The following is a 13,929-nucleotide window of genomic DNA, read 5'->3' as shown; positions in this document are numbered from 1 at the left end:
GCCATGCCGGCGCATGCCGGATCGTCGCGGTTGCCCGCGCCCTGTCCTCACGCTTCGATCGCCTGACACGGAGGACCTGATGCTGCGCGACCATCCCGAGCGTTACGAGACGGCGAACGAGCTGCATGCGCGGCCCTTTCCCGCCCTTCGCACCCGCTCGGAGGCTGCGTTCCTGGCCATCAAGCGCGCGCATGACGCCGCGAACCGCGACCGTGCGGCGGACCGCGCGCACCTGATCGCGCTGCTCGACCGGTTCGGGGCCGACCATCCCAAGCCGGACGCGACGCATTACTTCGGCGCGCTCGGCCGTCACCGGCTCAAATGGGAGAGCCATACCGAGTTCGTCACCTACACGATCTTCTCCGACACCCTGTCGGAGCGGCCCTTCGACGGCGCGATCTTCGAGGCATTCCCGCGCGACTGGCTCGACGACGCGCCTGGGCTCCGGCTGTCCTCCATCCTGCTGCGCGTCGAGCCCGAGGGCGCGGACATTCCCGCGCGCCTCCACGACTGGTTCGAGGGCGAGAGCCTCGCCGTGAGCCGGATCGTGGACGGTGCCGCGGTGATCGCCGGGGACTTTCGCATCGATGCGCGCGGTCACGCCCGCTTCGCCATCTTCACCGCGCCGGACCTCGGTGAGCGGCGGATCGGGCGCATCGTGCAGCAGCTTTGCGAGATCGAGACCTACAAGACGATGTCGATGCTGGCCCTGCCGCGCGCCCGCGCGCTCGGCGCGCGGCTGACCGGGATCGACGGCGAGCTTTCGGCGCTGGTGGGCGAGCTGCGTTCCGTCGAGCGGACGTCGGACGCCACGCTCGAACAGCTTCTGGCCATCGGCTCGGATCTCGAGACCATGCTCGCCCGCGCCACCTTCCGGTTCGGCGCGACGGAGGCCTATTCCGCCCTCGTCGAGCAACGGATCGAGGTGCTGCGCGAGGCGCGGTTCGGCGGGCGACAGACCTTCGCGGAGTTCATGATGCGCCGCTTCGACCCCGCGATGCGGACCTGCCGGTCGGTGGAGCGGCGGATGGAGGCGCTGGCCGAACGTGCGCGACGCGCCGGCGACCTGCTCTCCACCCGCGTCAGCGTCGAGCGGGAGATGCAGAACGGTCGCCTCCTGCGCTCGATGGACGAGCGCGCGGCGATGCAGCTACGCTTGCAAAAGACGGTGGAGGGCTTGTCGGTGGTCGCGATCGGCTATTACGCGGTGAACCTCGTCACCTATCTGGCCTATCCGTTCGGCGCCCGGTTCGGGCTCTCGAAGGAGTGGCTTGCCGCGCTGGCGGTGGTGCCCGTCCTCGTCGCCGTCTGGTGGGTCGTCCACCGGATCCGCGCGATGGCGGACTAGGCTCAGGCCTTGCGGATCAGGCTGCCCGCGCCGTGGCTGGTGAAGAGTTCCAGCAGGACGGCGTTCGGCACCCGCCCGTCGAGGATGACGACCGCCCGCACGCCCGCGTCGAGCGCTTCGAGCGCCGTCTCGGTCTTCGGGATCATGCCTCCCGCGATCACGCCCGCCGCCGTCATCTCGAGAACCTGCGTTGCCGTCAGCGCGGTGACGACCTCGCCCGAGGCGTCCTTCACCCCGCTCACGTCGGTCAGAAGGAGCAGGCGGTCGGCCTTGAGCGCGCCCGCCACCGCGCCCGCCGCGGTGTCGCCGTTGATGTTGTAGGTCTCGTCCTGCGCGCCGGTGCCGATCGGCGCGATCACCGGGATCATCTCGTCGCGCAAGAGCGTGTGCAGCAGGCGCGGATCGACCTCGGTCGGCGTGCCGACGAAACCCAGCTCGGGGTCGGTCTGCTTGCAGGTGATCATGTCGGCATCCTTGCCCGACAGGCCGACCGCGCGTCCGCCCGCGGTGTTGATCGCCTGCACGATGCGCTTGTTGATCTCACCCGCAAGCACCATCTCCACGACCTGCAGCGTCGCGGCGTCGGTGACGCGCTTGCCGCGCCTGAACTCCGACGTCACGCCCAGCCGCTCGAGCATCGCGTTGATCATCGGCCCGCCGCCGTGGATGATGACCGGATTGATCCCCACCGTCCGCATGAGCACCACGTCGCGCGCGAAGCTCGCCATGCCTTCCTCCGAGCCCATTGCGTGCCCGCCCAGCTTGATGACCACGACGGCGTCGTCGTAGCGCGTCAGGTAGGGCAGGGCCTCGTTCAGGGTCCGCGCGATGGCGGCGTTGTCGCGGGTCGTCATGGTATCCTGACCTTGTGTCACTCGATCCCGGCGATCGTGGCACGTAGGGTCTCGATGCCCCAGCCCTTTTCGCTGCTCGTGACGATCAATTCCGGATAGGCCGCCGGATGGCGGGCGAGGGCCGCGCGGGTGCGGTCGAGCGCGCGCGCCCGGTCCGCGTCCTTCACCTTGTCGGCCTTGGTCAACACCGCCTGAAAGGTCACGGCCGAGGCATCGAGAAGCGACATGATCTCCTCGTCCACGTCCTTCACGCCGTGCCGCGCGTCGATCAGCACGAAGGCGCGCCGGAGCGAGGCGCGCCCGGCGAGATAGGCCTGCAGGAGGGCCTGCCACTTCGCGACGACGGCCACGGGCGCGTTCGCGTAGCCGTAGCCGGGCAGGTCCACTAGGTAGTGGCTCTGCCCGAGGGTGAAGAAGTTGATCTCCTGGGTCCGGCCCGGCGTGTTGGAGGCACGGGCCAATGCGCGGCGCCCCGTCAGCGCGTTGATCAGCGTCGACTTGCCCACGTTGGAACGGCCCGCGACGCAGATTTCCGTCCGGTCGGCGGGCGGCATGCCGGACATCGCGACGACGCCCTTGAGGAACTCGGGCTCGGACACGAAGAGCTTGCGGGCCCGCTCCGCCGCGGCCTCGTCGGGGGCGTCCGCCTCGGGGAAGGGCAGGTTCGCGCTCATGCCAGCACCAGCGTGTCGTCGATCTCGACCCGGCCGGGCGCGACGCAGACGAGGTAGACGCCGAAGTCGCGGTGGCCCCAGCCCGCCTCGAGCGCGCCCAGCGTGTCGCCGTCGATCAGCCCGCTCTCCGGGTCGGCCATCGTGGCGCGGCAGCGGGTGATCCGCTGGACCACGCGGAACCGCGCCGTGCCGAGCGTGGCCTCCCGCCCGATCCAGTCGAACTCGGACCAGGGCGCCGCCCCCTCGATCCACAGGTTTCCGCGCCAGCGATGCCGGCTCAGGTCGCGGCCCATGGCGGCGGCGAGCGCGTCGAGGCTCGCGGCGTTGTTGAGCGAGATCGAGGGGAAGTCGGTGTCGGTGTAGCCGCGATCCGCCGACCGGACGATCCCGGTCGGGGCGGCGCGCGCGGGGTCGAGGAGCGGGGCGATCCAGTCGAGGAAAACGCGGCTGTCCCCGTCCGGGTCGAAGGTGAGGTCGGGCCGGCCGGGGTGGTGGAGCGTGACGGTTCCCGAACCGCTCTCCGCCGTGATCGCCATCAGCGCCGGCAGCTTGGCGCCGCGCTGGAAGTTCGCCGGTGGCACCCATTCGCTGCCGCGTTGCTTGGACGCTTCGTGGGCGACCGCCCAGACGCGGTCGCCGGGAATGGTTCCGCCGGACGCGATGTCGAAGCCCCGGATCGCCTCCCGGCCATGCCCCTTGATCGGGTGCCGCCAGATCTCGGTGAGCCTCATTTCTTCGCCGGGGCCTTGGCGTCGTTGGCCGCCGCGGGCTTCTTGCGGTTCAAACTCGACTTGATGTTGCCGAACAGGTCCGGCTTCGCGCCGTGGCTCCGCATGATCGCGTATTGCTGCAGGAAGGTGATCGTGTTGTTGCCGATCCAGTAGACGACGAGGCCGCTCGCGAACCCGCCCAGCATGAACATGAAGACCCAGGGCAGCCAGGCGAAGATCATCGCCTGCGTCGGGTCGGTCGGCGCCGGGTTCAGCTTCTGCTGCAGCCACATCGAGATGCCGAGCAGGAGCGGCAGGATGCCGATGAACACCAGCGCGAGAATCGTGCCCGGTTCCGGCGCGGCCCAGGGCAGGGCCCCGAACAGGTTGAAGAGCGAGGTCGGGTCGGGGGCCGACAGGTCGCGGAACGGTCCGAAGAACGGCGCGTGGCGCAGTTCGATCGTGACGAAGATCACCTTGTAGAGGCTGAAGAAGATGGGGATCTGCAGCAGGATCGGAAGGCAGCCCGCCGCCGGGTTCACCTTGTTCGTCTTGTAAAGCTCCATCATCCCCTGCTGGAGCTTCTGGCGGTCGTCGCCGGCACGCTCCTTCAGCTTCTCCATCTCCGGCTGAAGCTCCTTCATCCGGGCCATGGAGACGTAGGACTTGTAGGCCAGCGGAAAGAGGATCGCCTTGATGCCGAGCGTCAGGAGGATGATCGCGACGCCCATGTTGCCGATCACGCCGTTGAGCCAGTGCAGGGCGGCGAAGATCGGCTTGGTCAGGAAGTAGAACCAGCCCCAGTCGATCGAATCGACGAAGCCCGCCACGCCTTCCTCGTTCTGGTAGTGCCGGATCGTCTCCCATTCCTTCGCGCCCGCGAAGAGCCGCGACGCGGAGGCGACGGTCGCGCCGGGGGCGACCTCGACCGGGGGCAGACGGGTCTCGGTCTGGTAGATGTCGGCGCCGTCGACATACTTGACGACCTCGGCGAAGGGCGCGCCCGCCGGCGGGATCAGCGTCGTCATCCAGTACTTGTCGGTGAACCCGATCCAGCCGTCCTCGCCCGTCTCGACGCGCTGCACGCGCCCGCCCTCGGCGGCCACCTCGTCGAGATCGGTCATGTCGTCGTAATCGACTTCGATCAGCTCGCCGTCGCTGCGGGCGACGACGCCTTCGTGGAGGATGAAGAAGTTGACCGTGTCGGGCTCCCCGTGCCGCGCGACGAGGCCGTAGGGCGCGAGCCGGACGGGTGCGTCGGTGGTGTTCTCGACGCTCTGCTCGACGTCGAACATGTAATCCTCGTCGACGGAGATCGTGCGCTGGAAGACGAGTCCTACGCCGTTGTCCCAGCTCAGCGTCACCGGCGTCTCGGGCGTGAGCACCGCCCCCTCGGGCGCGGTCCATTCGGTCGTGGCCGAGGGCACCGCCTCGAAATCGAGATCGCCGCCCGGCACCCAGCCGTGCAGCGCGTAATAGGCGCCGGGCCCGCCCGCGGGCGAGAGCAGCGTGACGATCGGGGAATCGTCCTCCAGCGTTTCGCGGTAATCCTTGAGCGAGATGTCGTCGATGCGTCCGCCGGTAAGCGAGATCGAGCCCGTGAGGCGCGGCGTGTCGACGGGGACGCGGGCGGTCGCCGCGACGGCGGCATCCCGCGTCTCCTCGGGCGCGGCGACGACCGCGCCCGGCACGGACGCGATCTCGCCATCCCCGGCCGCAGGCGGCGCGACGGCCCCGTTCGTCGTCTCCGCGATCCCGTCGGAGGTGTCGCCCTCGACGAGGTCGGGCGAGCGTTGCTCCGGCGGAAAGAGGAAAAACCACACCAGAAGCACCAGCGCGCTGAGCACCGTGGCAAGGATCAGGTTCTTGTTCTGGTCGTCCATGACGGGCCTGTCGCGCGAATGTCGGGAGTTGCGCGCCGTTCAACAGACCATGCCGGCCGAGGTCAAGGCGAAAGCGGATCCCGGCAGGGGCCGTCCTCCGCGATCGCGCGATCGTCAGGCGTTGCCCTGCGGATGCATGTTGCGCAACGCCTCGTTCGAGTGGGGCTTCAGGGCGAGGGCCCAGGCCGTCGCCTTCTCGAAGGGCATGGGCCGGGCAATGCCGTAGCCCTGCAGGTGCGGGCAGCCCATCTCGACGAGGGTGGCCTTCTCCTGCGGCGTCTCCACCCCTTCGGCCAGCGTCCCGATCGAAAGGCTGTCGGCCAGCCCGAGGATGGCGCGCACGATTTCGCGCTTGGTGGCGTCGCCGTCGATGCCGGACACGAAGGAGCGATCGATCTTGATGCGGTGGACGCCGAACTTGGCGATATGCGCGATCGAGGCGGCGCCGGTGCCGAAATCGTCGAGATCGAGCCGGAAGCCCGCCTTCCGCAGCGTCATGACGTTGCGCATGATCGTCTCGTCGGCGTCGCGTAGCGTCACGGTTTCCAGAATCTCGATGGCGATGCGGGCCGGGGCGATGTCGTACCGGTCGAGCTGCCAGGCGATGCGTTCGGCCATGCGCGGATCGGCAAGCTGCTCGAGCGAGACGTTGACCCCGACGCAAGGCACGTCGATCCCGGCCGCGTCCCAGGCGGCGATGGCGTCGAGGCTGGCCTTCAGCACCTGCTCGCCCAGCTCCGTGGATTTTCCGGCGGAATGGATCGTCGGCAGGAACTGCGCCGGCGACAGGACGCCGAGTTCGGGATGGTGCCAGCGGACAAGCGCCTCGAAGCCTGCGATGCAACCGGTCCGCGCGTCGATCTGCGGCTGGAACCAGGGGCGGATCTGTCCGCTTTCCAGTGCGTCCTCGATCTGCAGCGCCAGCCGGTAATCCGTTTCGACCCGGGCCTGCAGGTCGGGGTTGAAGGCGCGCACGGCGTCGTCGCCCTGCCGGGAGGCCATCCGGAGCGCGAAGCCGGCGGCGGCGAGCATGGCGGCGCCGGACCGGGCGGGCGCCATCCCCTCGCTGCAGATGCCGATGCAGGCATGGACCCGGATCGACCGCCCCTCGATCGAGATCGGTTGGGCGACGGCGGCCTGGATGCGGTCGACGATGCCCATCACCACGTCGAGATCCGCCCGCCGCGTGGGAGCGAGCACGACGAGTGCGCCGTCGTGGCCGGTGCGCATCACGGTGTCGGCGCCCCGCATCGCCGTGGAGATGCGCTGGATCATGCGATCCATGACCTTCTCGCTGATCTCCGTTCCCCATTCGCCGTCGGCGACGTGAAGGTCGCCGATCTGTGCGTGAAGAACGGCCGTGGTCCGGTCGCGGCGCGTGCAGTCGGCCAAGATCTCGTCGACGACCCGCTGCAGCGCGAGGCGGTCGAGCGGCTGCATGACGACCGGAGGGTCAGGCTGCGCTTTCGGGCGCCGCCAAAGACTGCGGTCCAGCACGACGAGGAGGGGCAGGAGGACGACGAGGGCCATCGTCAGGGCTTCCAGCCCGAGCAGCCAGACCCCGGTGACGAGCGCCGGATAGAGCAGCACCCATTCGACGTTGCGCAATGCCTTGCGCAGACGTGCGAACGGTTTCGGTTCGATCCCGGTCCCGTGCGACATGAGGTACTCCGATTGGCAGACGCGAACCGGTTAATCCTAAAATTGTCACCAGAGACTTAACGGGCTCTCAATCCTTTGCGTCGTTCGCGGGCGAATCGAGCGGTATCCCCGGCGCGAGGGCGGCGAAATCGAAAAGCGCCGGGTCGAGCAGGTGCGACGGGCGGACCTGCGACAGGGCGGAGAACATCTTCGCGCGCCGGCCGGGGCTGCGTGCCTCCCAGCCATCGAGCATCGCCTTGATCGCCTGACGTTGCAGCCCGTCCTGCGAGCCGCACAGGTCGCAGGGAATGATCGGGTAGCCCATGGCCTGCGCGAAGCGCGCGCAATCGGCTTCCGCGACATGGGCGAGAGGTCGCAGAACCGTCAGGTCGCCCTCGTCGTTCAGTAGCTTCGGCGGCATCGTCGCGATCTTGCCGCCGTGGAACAGGTTGAGAAAGAACGTCTCCAGGATGTCGTCGCGGTGATGGCCAAGCACGACCGCCGAGCATCCTTCCTCCCGCGCGACGCGGTACAGATTGCCACGCCGGAGCCGCGAGCAGAGCGCGCAATAGGTCCGGCCGGCGGGGACCTTGTCGGTGACGATGGAATAGGTGTCACGGTACTCGATCCGGTGCGGCACGCCCATCCGTTCAAGGAACTCGGGCAGGACGGTGGCCGGAAAGCCGGGCTGGCCCTGGTCGAGGTTGCAGGCAAGGAGGTCGACCGGCAGGACGCCGCGCCATTGCAGCTCGATCAGCGCGGCGAGAAGGGTATAGCTGTCCTTGCCGCCCGACAGGCAGACGAGCCAGCGGTCGCCGCGCCGGACCATGCCGTAGCGGTCCACCGCCTCCCGCGTTTCGCGGATGATGCGCTTGCGGAGCTTGCGGAACTCCGTCGTCCTGGGTGCGCCCGCGAAGAGCGGATGGATATCGTCGGTCTTGTCGAGCATGGGCGGATCTCCGGAAGCATCAGGGCACGTTGTCGATGCCGGACCCGCCCCACGGGCGGCAGCGCGCGACGCGGCGTGCCGCCAGCCAGCCGCCGCGCAACCCGCCATGCTTCGCGAGCGCCTCCAGCGCATAGGCGGAGCAGGTCGGCACGAACCGGCAATTGTGGCCCACATGCGGGGAAGCCACGGCCCGATAGAGATGGACCGGTCCGGCCAGAATGCGGGCGAGAGGGGTCATTTCCGTGCCTTGGCATGCGCCGTCGCGAGCGCCCGCCGCAAGTCGTCGCGCAGCGCGTCGAACGCGCGCGCGGCCGTCGCGTCCACCCTGCCGATGAGGGCGTAATCCCATCCGGGACGTCCCAGCACGGGAAGCTCGAGACGCGCGATCTCCCGCAGGCGGCGCTTCGCGCGGTTGCGTGCGACGGCGTTGCCGACCTTCTTGGAGCAGGTGAACCCGACTCCCACGCCCGGATCGCCGTCGCCACGGTCCCGCGCCTGAAGCAGGAACGACCCCGCGGGCACACGGACGGCCCGGTTCAGCGCGAGGAACTCGGACCGCTTCCGCAGAACGCGCAAGGACGCCGGAGAGGCGGTCCCCTCCGGCGCCGGATCGATCACGTCGGTCGCGTGGCTCAGGCCGAGAGCGACTTGCGGCCGCGGGCGCGGCGCGCATTCAGGATCTTGCGACCGGCCTTTGTCGCCATGCGCGCACGAAAGCCGTGGCGGCGCTTGCGAACGAGGTTCGAGGGCTGGAAGGTGCGTTTCATGGCCTTCACTCCGTAGGACTTGGGCCGGAATCGAACGTGCGGCCGCCAGAAAAACTTGGAGCCGTCGTCTAGGTCAGCCGTTCGGCGCTGTCAACGGGCGGGGGCCGGAAACACGGGCACAACAATCCCGCGCCATTCGCCCCTTCGCGGCTTGCGTGAGAGGACACGACGGCTCAAGTCGACGTGATCCGCTCTGGGCGTGCATGACGTCCCGGGGCAAGGTTCCTCCCGTTCCCCGCATCACTCGAGGCGTCATGACCGAGCGAACCACAGCAAAGGCACCGCGCGGGTTCGCCCGCTACGGACCGATCCTGCTCATCGCCGTCGTGGCCGTCGCCGGCGCGGTCCTGCTTCGCGACAGGATCGGCTTCGACGTGCTGGCGCAGAACCGCGAGGCTTTGCTCGCGTTCCGGGACGCGAACTATTTCCTGAGCGCGGCGGGGTTCTGTCTGGCCTATGTCGTCGTCGTCGCCTTCTCGTTGCCCGGCGCGGCGATCGCGACGCTGACCGGCGGGTTCCTGTTCGGATTGTTCCCCGGCGTTCTCTACAATGCCGGTTCGGCGACGATCGGGGCGACGGGGATCTTTCTCGCCGCGAAGCACGGCTTCGGCGACAGGCTCGCGGCGCGGATGGACGATGCGGGCGGCGCGGTGCGCAAGCTGCGCGACGGCATCCGGCAGGACGAGACGTCGTATCTCTTCATCATGCGGCTGATCCCCGTGGTGCCGTTCTTCGTGGCCAATCTCGTACCGGCCTTCATGAACGTGTCCCTGCGGAAATACGTGATGACGACGTTCTTCGGCATCCTGCCGGGCAGCCTCGTCTATACCTGGGTCGGCGCCGGGCTAGGCGAGGTCTTCGCGCGCGGCGAGGCGCCCGATCTCGGCATTGTCTTCGCCCCCCACATCCTCGGCCCGATCCTCGGCCTCGCCGCGCTCGCGTTGCTGCCGGTGGTGGTCAGGAAGCTACGGAAGGAATGACGCGATGAAGGAGATAAGGACGGGCGTCCTCGTGCTTGGCGCGGGGTCCGCGGGCCTCAGCTTTGCCGCCGGGGCGAGCCGGATGGGCGCCGACGTGACCCTGATGGAAGGGCACAAGATGGGCGGGGATTGCCTGAACTACGGCTGCATCCCGTCCAAGTCCCTTCTTGCCGCCGCGAAGCATGCCCATGCCATGACCACCGGCGGGCCCTTCGGCATCACCCCGGTCGCCCCCGAAATCGACTACGCCGCCGCCAAGCGCTACGTGAAGCGCGTCATCGAGACCATCGCGCCCGTGGACAGCCAGGAGCGGTTCGAAAAGCTGGGCGTGCACGTCATCCGGGCCGACGGGCGGTTCGTGGACGAGCGCACCGTCGAGGGCGGCGGATACCGGATCACTGCGCGGCGCATCGTCGTCGCCACCGGATCCTCGCCGCTCGTGCCGCCCGTTCCCGGACTGGCGGATGTGCCATACCTGACGAACGAGACGATCTTCGACCTGATGGAGCGGCCGGAGCATCTTCTGATCATCGGCGGCGGCCCGATCGGGATGGAGATGGCGCAGGCGCATGTCCGGCTCGGCTGCCGTGTGACGGTGATCGCGGGCGGCGGCGCGCTGGCCAAGGACGACCCGGAGATGTCCGCGCTGGTCCTCGACCGGCTTCGGGCCGAAGGGGTGGAGATCGTCGCGGGCGCGAAAGCCACGCGGGTCTCGGGCCGGGCCGGCGCGATCACGGTGGCGACGGAAACGGAGGAGCGGACGGGGACGCATCTGCTCGTGGCCGCGGGGCGCAAACCCAATATCGACCGGCTCGATCTGGACAGGGCCGGTATCGAATACGACCATGCGATCAAGGTCGGCGACGACCTCAGGACGACGAACCGCCGGGTCTATGCCATCGGCGACGTCGCCGGCCGGCTCCAGTTCACGCATGTGGCGGGGTATCACGGCGCGACCGTGATCCGCCCGATCCTCTTCGGTCTGCCGGCGAAGGCCCGCACCGACCATATCCCGTGGGTCACCTATACCGATCCGGAGCTCGCGCAGGTCGGCCAGACGGAGGCGCAGGCGCGCGAGGCGCACGGGGACCGGCTTGAGGTGCTGCGCTTCCCCTACGAGGAGAACGACCGCGCGGTCGCCGTCGGGCGGCCGGACGGGCGCATCAAGGTCATGGCCGTTCGCGGCAAGGTCGTGGGCGCCTCCATCGCCGGCGCGGAAGCCGGCGAACTGATCGGGCTCTGGGCGCTGGCCATCGCCAACGGCCTGAAGGTCGGTCAAATCGCTCAGATGGTCGCGCCCTACCCGACGCTGGGGGAGGTTTCGAAGCGCGCGGCGGGGCAATACTACGTCCCGCGCCTGTTCGAGAGCGACGCGGTGAAGCGCGTGGTCCGGCTGGTGCAGCGTTGGGTGCCGTAGCGAAGGGGCCTGTCGCCAAAGTCGGACGCTGACGCTAGGGTCGGTTCCGACCTCAACGATCCGGACCCTCGATGCTGCGATCCCTTTCCGGCCGCTTCCTTGTTCTCACGGTCGCCTTCGTGATGCTCGCGGAGGTGCTGATTTTCGTGCCGGCCATCACCCAGTTCCGGCTCGACTACCTGTCGGACCGCCTCGAGCGGGCACAGATCGCCTCGCTCGCGCTTCTCGGGGCGAACGACATGTTCGACCGGGATCTGGAGAAGGAGCTTCTGCAGAACGCCGGCGTCCTCAACGTCGTGCTGCGGCGCGACGCGTCGCGGCAACTCGTCCTGTCCTCCAATCTGAAGGCGCCCGTGATGGCGACGGTGGACCTGCGCGACGTGAACCGGATCGCGGCCACGCGCGACGCCTTGCGCCGGTTCGTCGTGCCCGGCCCCGAGATCATCCGCGTCATCGCCGATCCCGCGCGCGGCGGGGGCGACCTCATCGAAGCAGCGATCGACACGGAGGATCTCCACCGCGAGATGATCCGCTACGGGCTCAGCCTCCTGGCGTTGAGCCTCGTGATCCTCGTCATCACGTCGCTGGCGCTGTTTCTCGCCGTGCGCCGTCTGATGGTCCGGCCGATCGACGACCTCGTCACGCAGATGAAGCGTTATGCCGCCGCGCCCGAGGATGCGCGCCGGGTGATCGAACCGCGCTCCGGAATCCGCGAACTGCGCGAGGCGGAGACGACGCTGCGCGACCTCGAAACGCAACTGACAGCCTCGTTGCGGCAGAAGGAGCGGCTGGCCCAGCTCGGCGGCGCGGTCGCCAGGATCAGCCACGACCTGCGCAACATCCTGACGACGGCGACGCTTCTGGCGGACCGGATGGAGCGGGTGGACGACCCGACCGTGAAGCGCGTGGCCCCGAAGATCGTCAAGTCGCTGACCCGCGCGGTGAACCTGACGGAGGGCACGCTCGCCTTCGGACGCGCGGAGGAGGCGCCGCCCGCCCTCCAGCGCGTCGAGCTGGCCCCCCTCCTCGACGAGGTGATCGAGGGCGAGCGACTGGCCTACGAGGGGGGCGAGGTCGCCATTCGCCACGACGTTCCACCGGGCACGGTGATCCGGCTCGACCCCGAGCAGATGCACCGCGTGCTGGGCAACCTGATCCGCAATGCCCGACAGGCGATCCAGACGACGCACGCGCCCGGCGAGATCGTCGTGGCGGCGGAGGAGACGGCCGAACTCTGGCGCCTCCGGGTCTCGGACACCGGGCCCGGCCTGCCGCCACGCGCGCAGGAGAACCTGTTCCAGGCGTTTCAGGGCAACGTGCGGAAGGGCGGCACGGGTCTCGGACTCGCCATCGCGGCCGAGCTCGTTCGTGGTCATGGCGGCACGCTCGCGATGGAGGAGACGGGGCCGGAGGGGACGACGTTCCGGATCGACCTGCCGAAGGGCATGGCGAACTAGCGCAGCCCGATCGGCAGGGTCGCGGCGGCGACGATCCCGTTTCGCGAACGGTCGCAGGTCAGCTCGCCGCGGCTCGTGTCGAGCACGCCCCGGTGATCCGCGATTCCATGCCCGTCTTCGCGGGCACGGCGACGGGGGCCGACCATCTTCGACCCGGGCAGTTCGAGGACGTCGCCCTTTCGGCGCCCCGCAATCCTGGCCGTGCCGGAGGTCGCGCTGAAGGCGCCGTACTTCAGCGCGTTCGTCGCCACCTCGTGCAGCAACAGGCCAAGCAGCGTTGCAGCGACGCGCGGCATCTCCACCATCTTTCCGTTCAGGACGATGCGGCGCGACCCATCCTCGCGATAGGGGGGAGTATGGAGGCGGCGGTCGTGCAGATGTCGCTCGTACCCGGTCAGCCTGCTGAAGGCCTCGTTGACATATACCATATAGTGATCGTGCAACGCCGCGTCGGCAATGATGATAGCCATGCACGTTTGCGCCAGAGCGTGTTCGAAGAGCGCTGCCGTGTTCGCGATCATCGCGCCGGGTCGGTTTCGCCAGTCGCGGCATGATTTCCGGAACGGCGCTCGAGATGTTCTTGCGAACGTCACAAGCGGCCTCGGCTTCGCTGTCCCGTTCTGACATGTGCTTCGTGCGCAGGGAGACGGGGGTTCACGATATGTCGCGGCGCTCTCGGGCGAGCGATGCGGGTCGCGAGCGATCCGCCGGGCGGCACGACGCTTGACGTCGGGGCTTTGCGAGGCTGCATTCAGCTTGGCGTGGAAAATGTGGTCTCGGTCGTGGATTTCGGCCCTTGCACCTACCGGCCACGGCGTCTATTTGCGGCGCAGTCGCGCGCTGGTAGCTCAGTTGGATAGAGTACTTGACTACGAATCAAGGGGTCGGGGGTTCGAATCCTCCCCAGCGCGCCATTTCACATTTACCGGTTGCCAACCTACCTAAGGTCTCGAATGGAAAGACTGACTTAGGAGTTGGAGGTTCTCGATCGGCGGACAGAAGATCGAGTTGCTCGGTTCGCGCGGGATACAGGCGCACCGCTACGGCGCGATGCCGGGTATGGTCGCCACCGGAAAGCTCGATCCGGTATAGCTTGTCGGCGCTCGGATCGGTCCACCGGAGGTCGACGAAACGGGGATGAACATGGACAGGTGCCGGTCGGTCGGCGCCACGGTCATTACCCGGTTCTGAGCTATCCGGGACATCGGATGCGACGGCCGTCGGTTCAGGGCGACTGCTGGGGAACGAG

Annotated in this window: 14 protein-coding genes and 1 tRNA gene; 5 read left to right on the top strand and 10 right to left on the bottom strand. The window is 68.5% G+C overall.

What is annotated here, in order from left to right; genetic code table 11:
* The first annotated feature begins 79 nt into the window (after positions 1-79).
* Positions 80-1,348 carry a DUF3422 domain-containing protein gene (locus tag Q1B08_RS01235; RefSeq protein WP_299813487.1) on the top strand — a complete coding sequence of 423 codons (1,269 nt, stop codon included), beginning with the start codon at positions 80-82 and terminating at the stop codon, positions 1,346-1,348.
* A 2-nt stretch (positions 1,349-1,350) separates the two neighbouring features.
* Here Q1B08_RS01235 and argB read toward each other — a convergent pair whose 3' ends face one another.
* The 9 genes from argB to rpmH all read right to left on the bottom strand — a co-directional run bounded on the left by argB (position 1,351) and on the right by rpmH (position 8,826).
* Positions 1,351-2,202 (bottom strand): acetylglutamate kinase, encoded by an 852-nt coding sequence (gene argB, locus Q1B08_RS01230; RefSeq protein WP_299813484.1) that lies wholly within the window; start codon positions 2,200-2,202, stop codon positions 1,351-1,353.
* A gap of 17 nt (positions 2,203-2,219) precedes the next feature.
* A complete protein-coding gene (gene yihA, locus Q1B08_RS01225) occupies positions 2,220-2,876 on the bottom strand; it encodes a ribosome biogenesis GTP-binding protein YihA/YsxC (protein ID WP_299813481.1) in 657 nt (218 codons plus the stop codon).
* Positions 2,873-3,607, bottom strand: coding sequence for an MOSC N-terminal beta barrel domain-containing protein (locus Q1B08_RS01220; protein WP_299813478.1), 735 nt, complete (start codon positions 3,605-3,607; stop codon positions 2,873-2,875). The genes yihA and Q1B08_RS01220 overlap by 4 nt, the downstream gene beginning before the upstream one ends.
* Complete coding sequence (yidC, locus tag Q1B08_RS01215; RefSeq protein WP_299813475.1) at positions 3,604-5,469, bottom strand: membrane protein insertase YidC; 1,866 nt, start codon at positions 5,467-5,469, stop codon at positions 3,604-3,606. Before yidC ends, Q1B08_RS01220 begins: the two co-directional genes overlap by 4 nt.
* A gap of 114 nt (positions 5,470-5,583) precedes the next feature.
* Positions 5,584-7,131, bottom strand: coding sequence for a GGDEF domain-containing phosphodiesterase (locus Q1B08_RS01210; protein WP_299813472.1), 1,548 nt, complete (start codon positions 7,129-7,131; stop codon positions 5,584-5,586).
* Between the two features lie 67 nt (positions 7,132-7,198).
* On the bottom strand, positions 7,199-8,059 hold the full coding sequence (gene ttcA, locus Q1B08_RS01205; protein ID WP_299813469.1) for a tRNA 2-thiocytidine(32) synthetase TtcA: 861 nt from the start codon (positions 8,057-8,059) through the stop codon (positions 7,199-7,201).
* Positions 8,060-8,078: 19 nt separating this feature from the next.
* Complete coding sequence (gene yidD, locus Q1B08_RS01200) at positions 8,079-8,297, bottom strand: membrane protein insertion efficiency factor YidD (protein WP_299813466.1); 219 nt, start codon at positions 8,295-8,297, stop codon at positions 8,079-8,081.
* Positions 8,294-8,674, bottom strand: a complete 381-nt coding sequence (rnpA, locus tag Q1B08_RS01195) for a ribonuclease P protein component (protein ID WP_299814859.1) — start codon at positions 8,672-8,674, stop codon at positions 8,294-8,296. The genes yidD and rnpA overlap by 4 nt, the downstream gene beginning before the upstream one ends.
* A 17-nt stretch (positions 8,675-8,691) precedes the next feature.
* Entirely contained in the window at positions 8,692-8,826 is a 135-nt protein-coding gene (rpmH, locus tag Q1B08_RS01190) for a 50S ribosomal protein L34 (RefSeq protein ID WP_012177012.1), read from the bottom strand.
* Between the two features lie 254 nt (positions 8,827-9,080).
* Between rpmH and Q1B08_RS01185 the strand changes: the two genes are divergently transcribed.
* The 3 genes from Q1B08_RS01185 (at position 9,081) to Q1B08_RS01175 (ending at position 12,680) form a co-directional block, all read left to right on the top strand.
* The gene (locus tag Q1B08_RS01185) at positions 9,081-9,806 is read left to right on the top strand and encodes a TVP38/TMEM64 family protein (RefSeq protein ID WP_299813463.1); all 726 of its coding nucleotides are present in this window, start codon (positions 9,081-9,083) and stop codon (positions 9,804-9,806) included.
* A gap of 4 nt (positions 9,807-9,810) precedes the next feature.
* Entirely contained in the window at positions 9,811-11,223 is a 1,413-nt protein-coding gene (locus Q1B08_RS01180; protein WP_299813460.1) for an FAD-dependent oxidoreductase, read from the top strand.
* A 71-nt stretch (positions 11,224-11,294) separates the two neighbouring features.
* Positions 11,295-12,680 (top strand): HAMP domain-containing sensor histidine kinase, encoded by a 1,386-nt coding sequence (locus Q1B08_RS01175; RefSeq protein WP_299813457.1) that lies wholly within the window; start codon positions 11,295-11,297, stop codon positions 12,678-12,680.
* On the opposite strand, the gene Q1B08_RS01170 is transcribed toward Q1B08_RS01175, so the two are convergent.
* On the bottom strand, positions 12,677-13,150 hold the full coding sequence (locus Q1B08_RS01170; protein WP_299813454.1) for a hypothetical protein: 474 nt from the start codon (positions 13,148-13,150) through the stop codon (positions 12,677-12,679). The genes Q1B08_RS01175 and Q1B08_RS01170 overlap by 4 nt on opposite strands.
* A 367-nt stretch (positions 13,151-13,517) precedes the next feature.
* On the opposite strand from Q1B08_RS01170, the gene Q1B08_RS01165 reads away from it, so the two are divergent.
* Positions 13,518-13,594, top strand: a tRNA-Arg gene (locus tag Q1B08_RS01165).
* Positions 13,595-13,929: the final 335 nt, after the last annotated feature.

Source organism: uncultured Jannaschia sp., assembly GCF_947494025.1.
Lineage (GTDB): Bacteria > Pseudomonadota > Alphaproteobacteria > Rhodobacterales > Rhodobacteraceae > Jannaschia.
The sequence above is the reverse complement of the archived record's forward strand: the minus strand, read 5'-3'. Positions and strand labels throughout refer to the sequence as shown.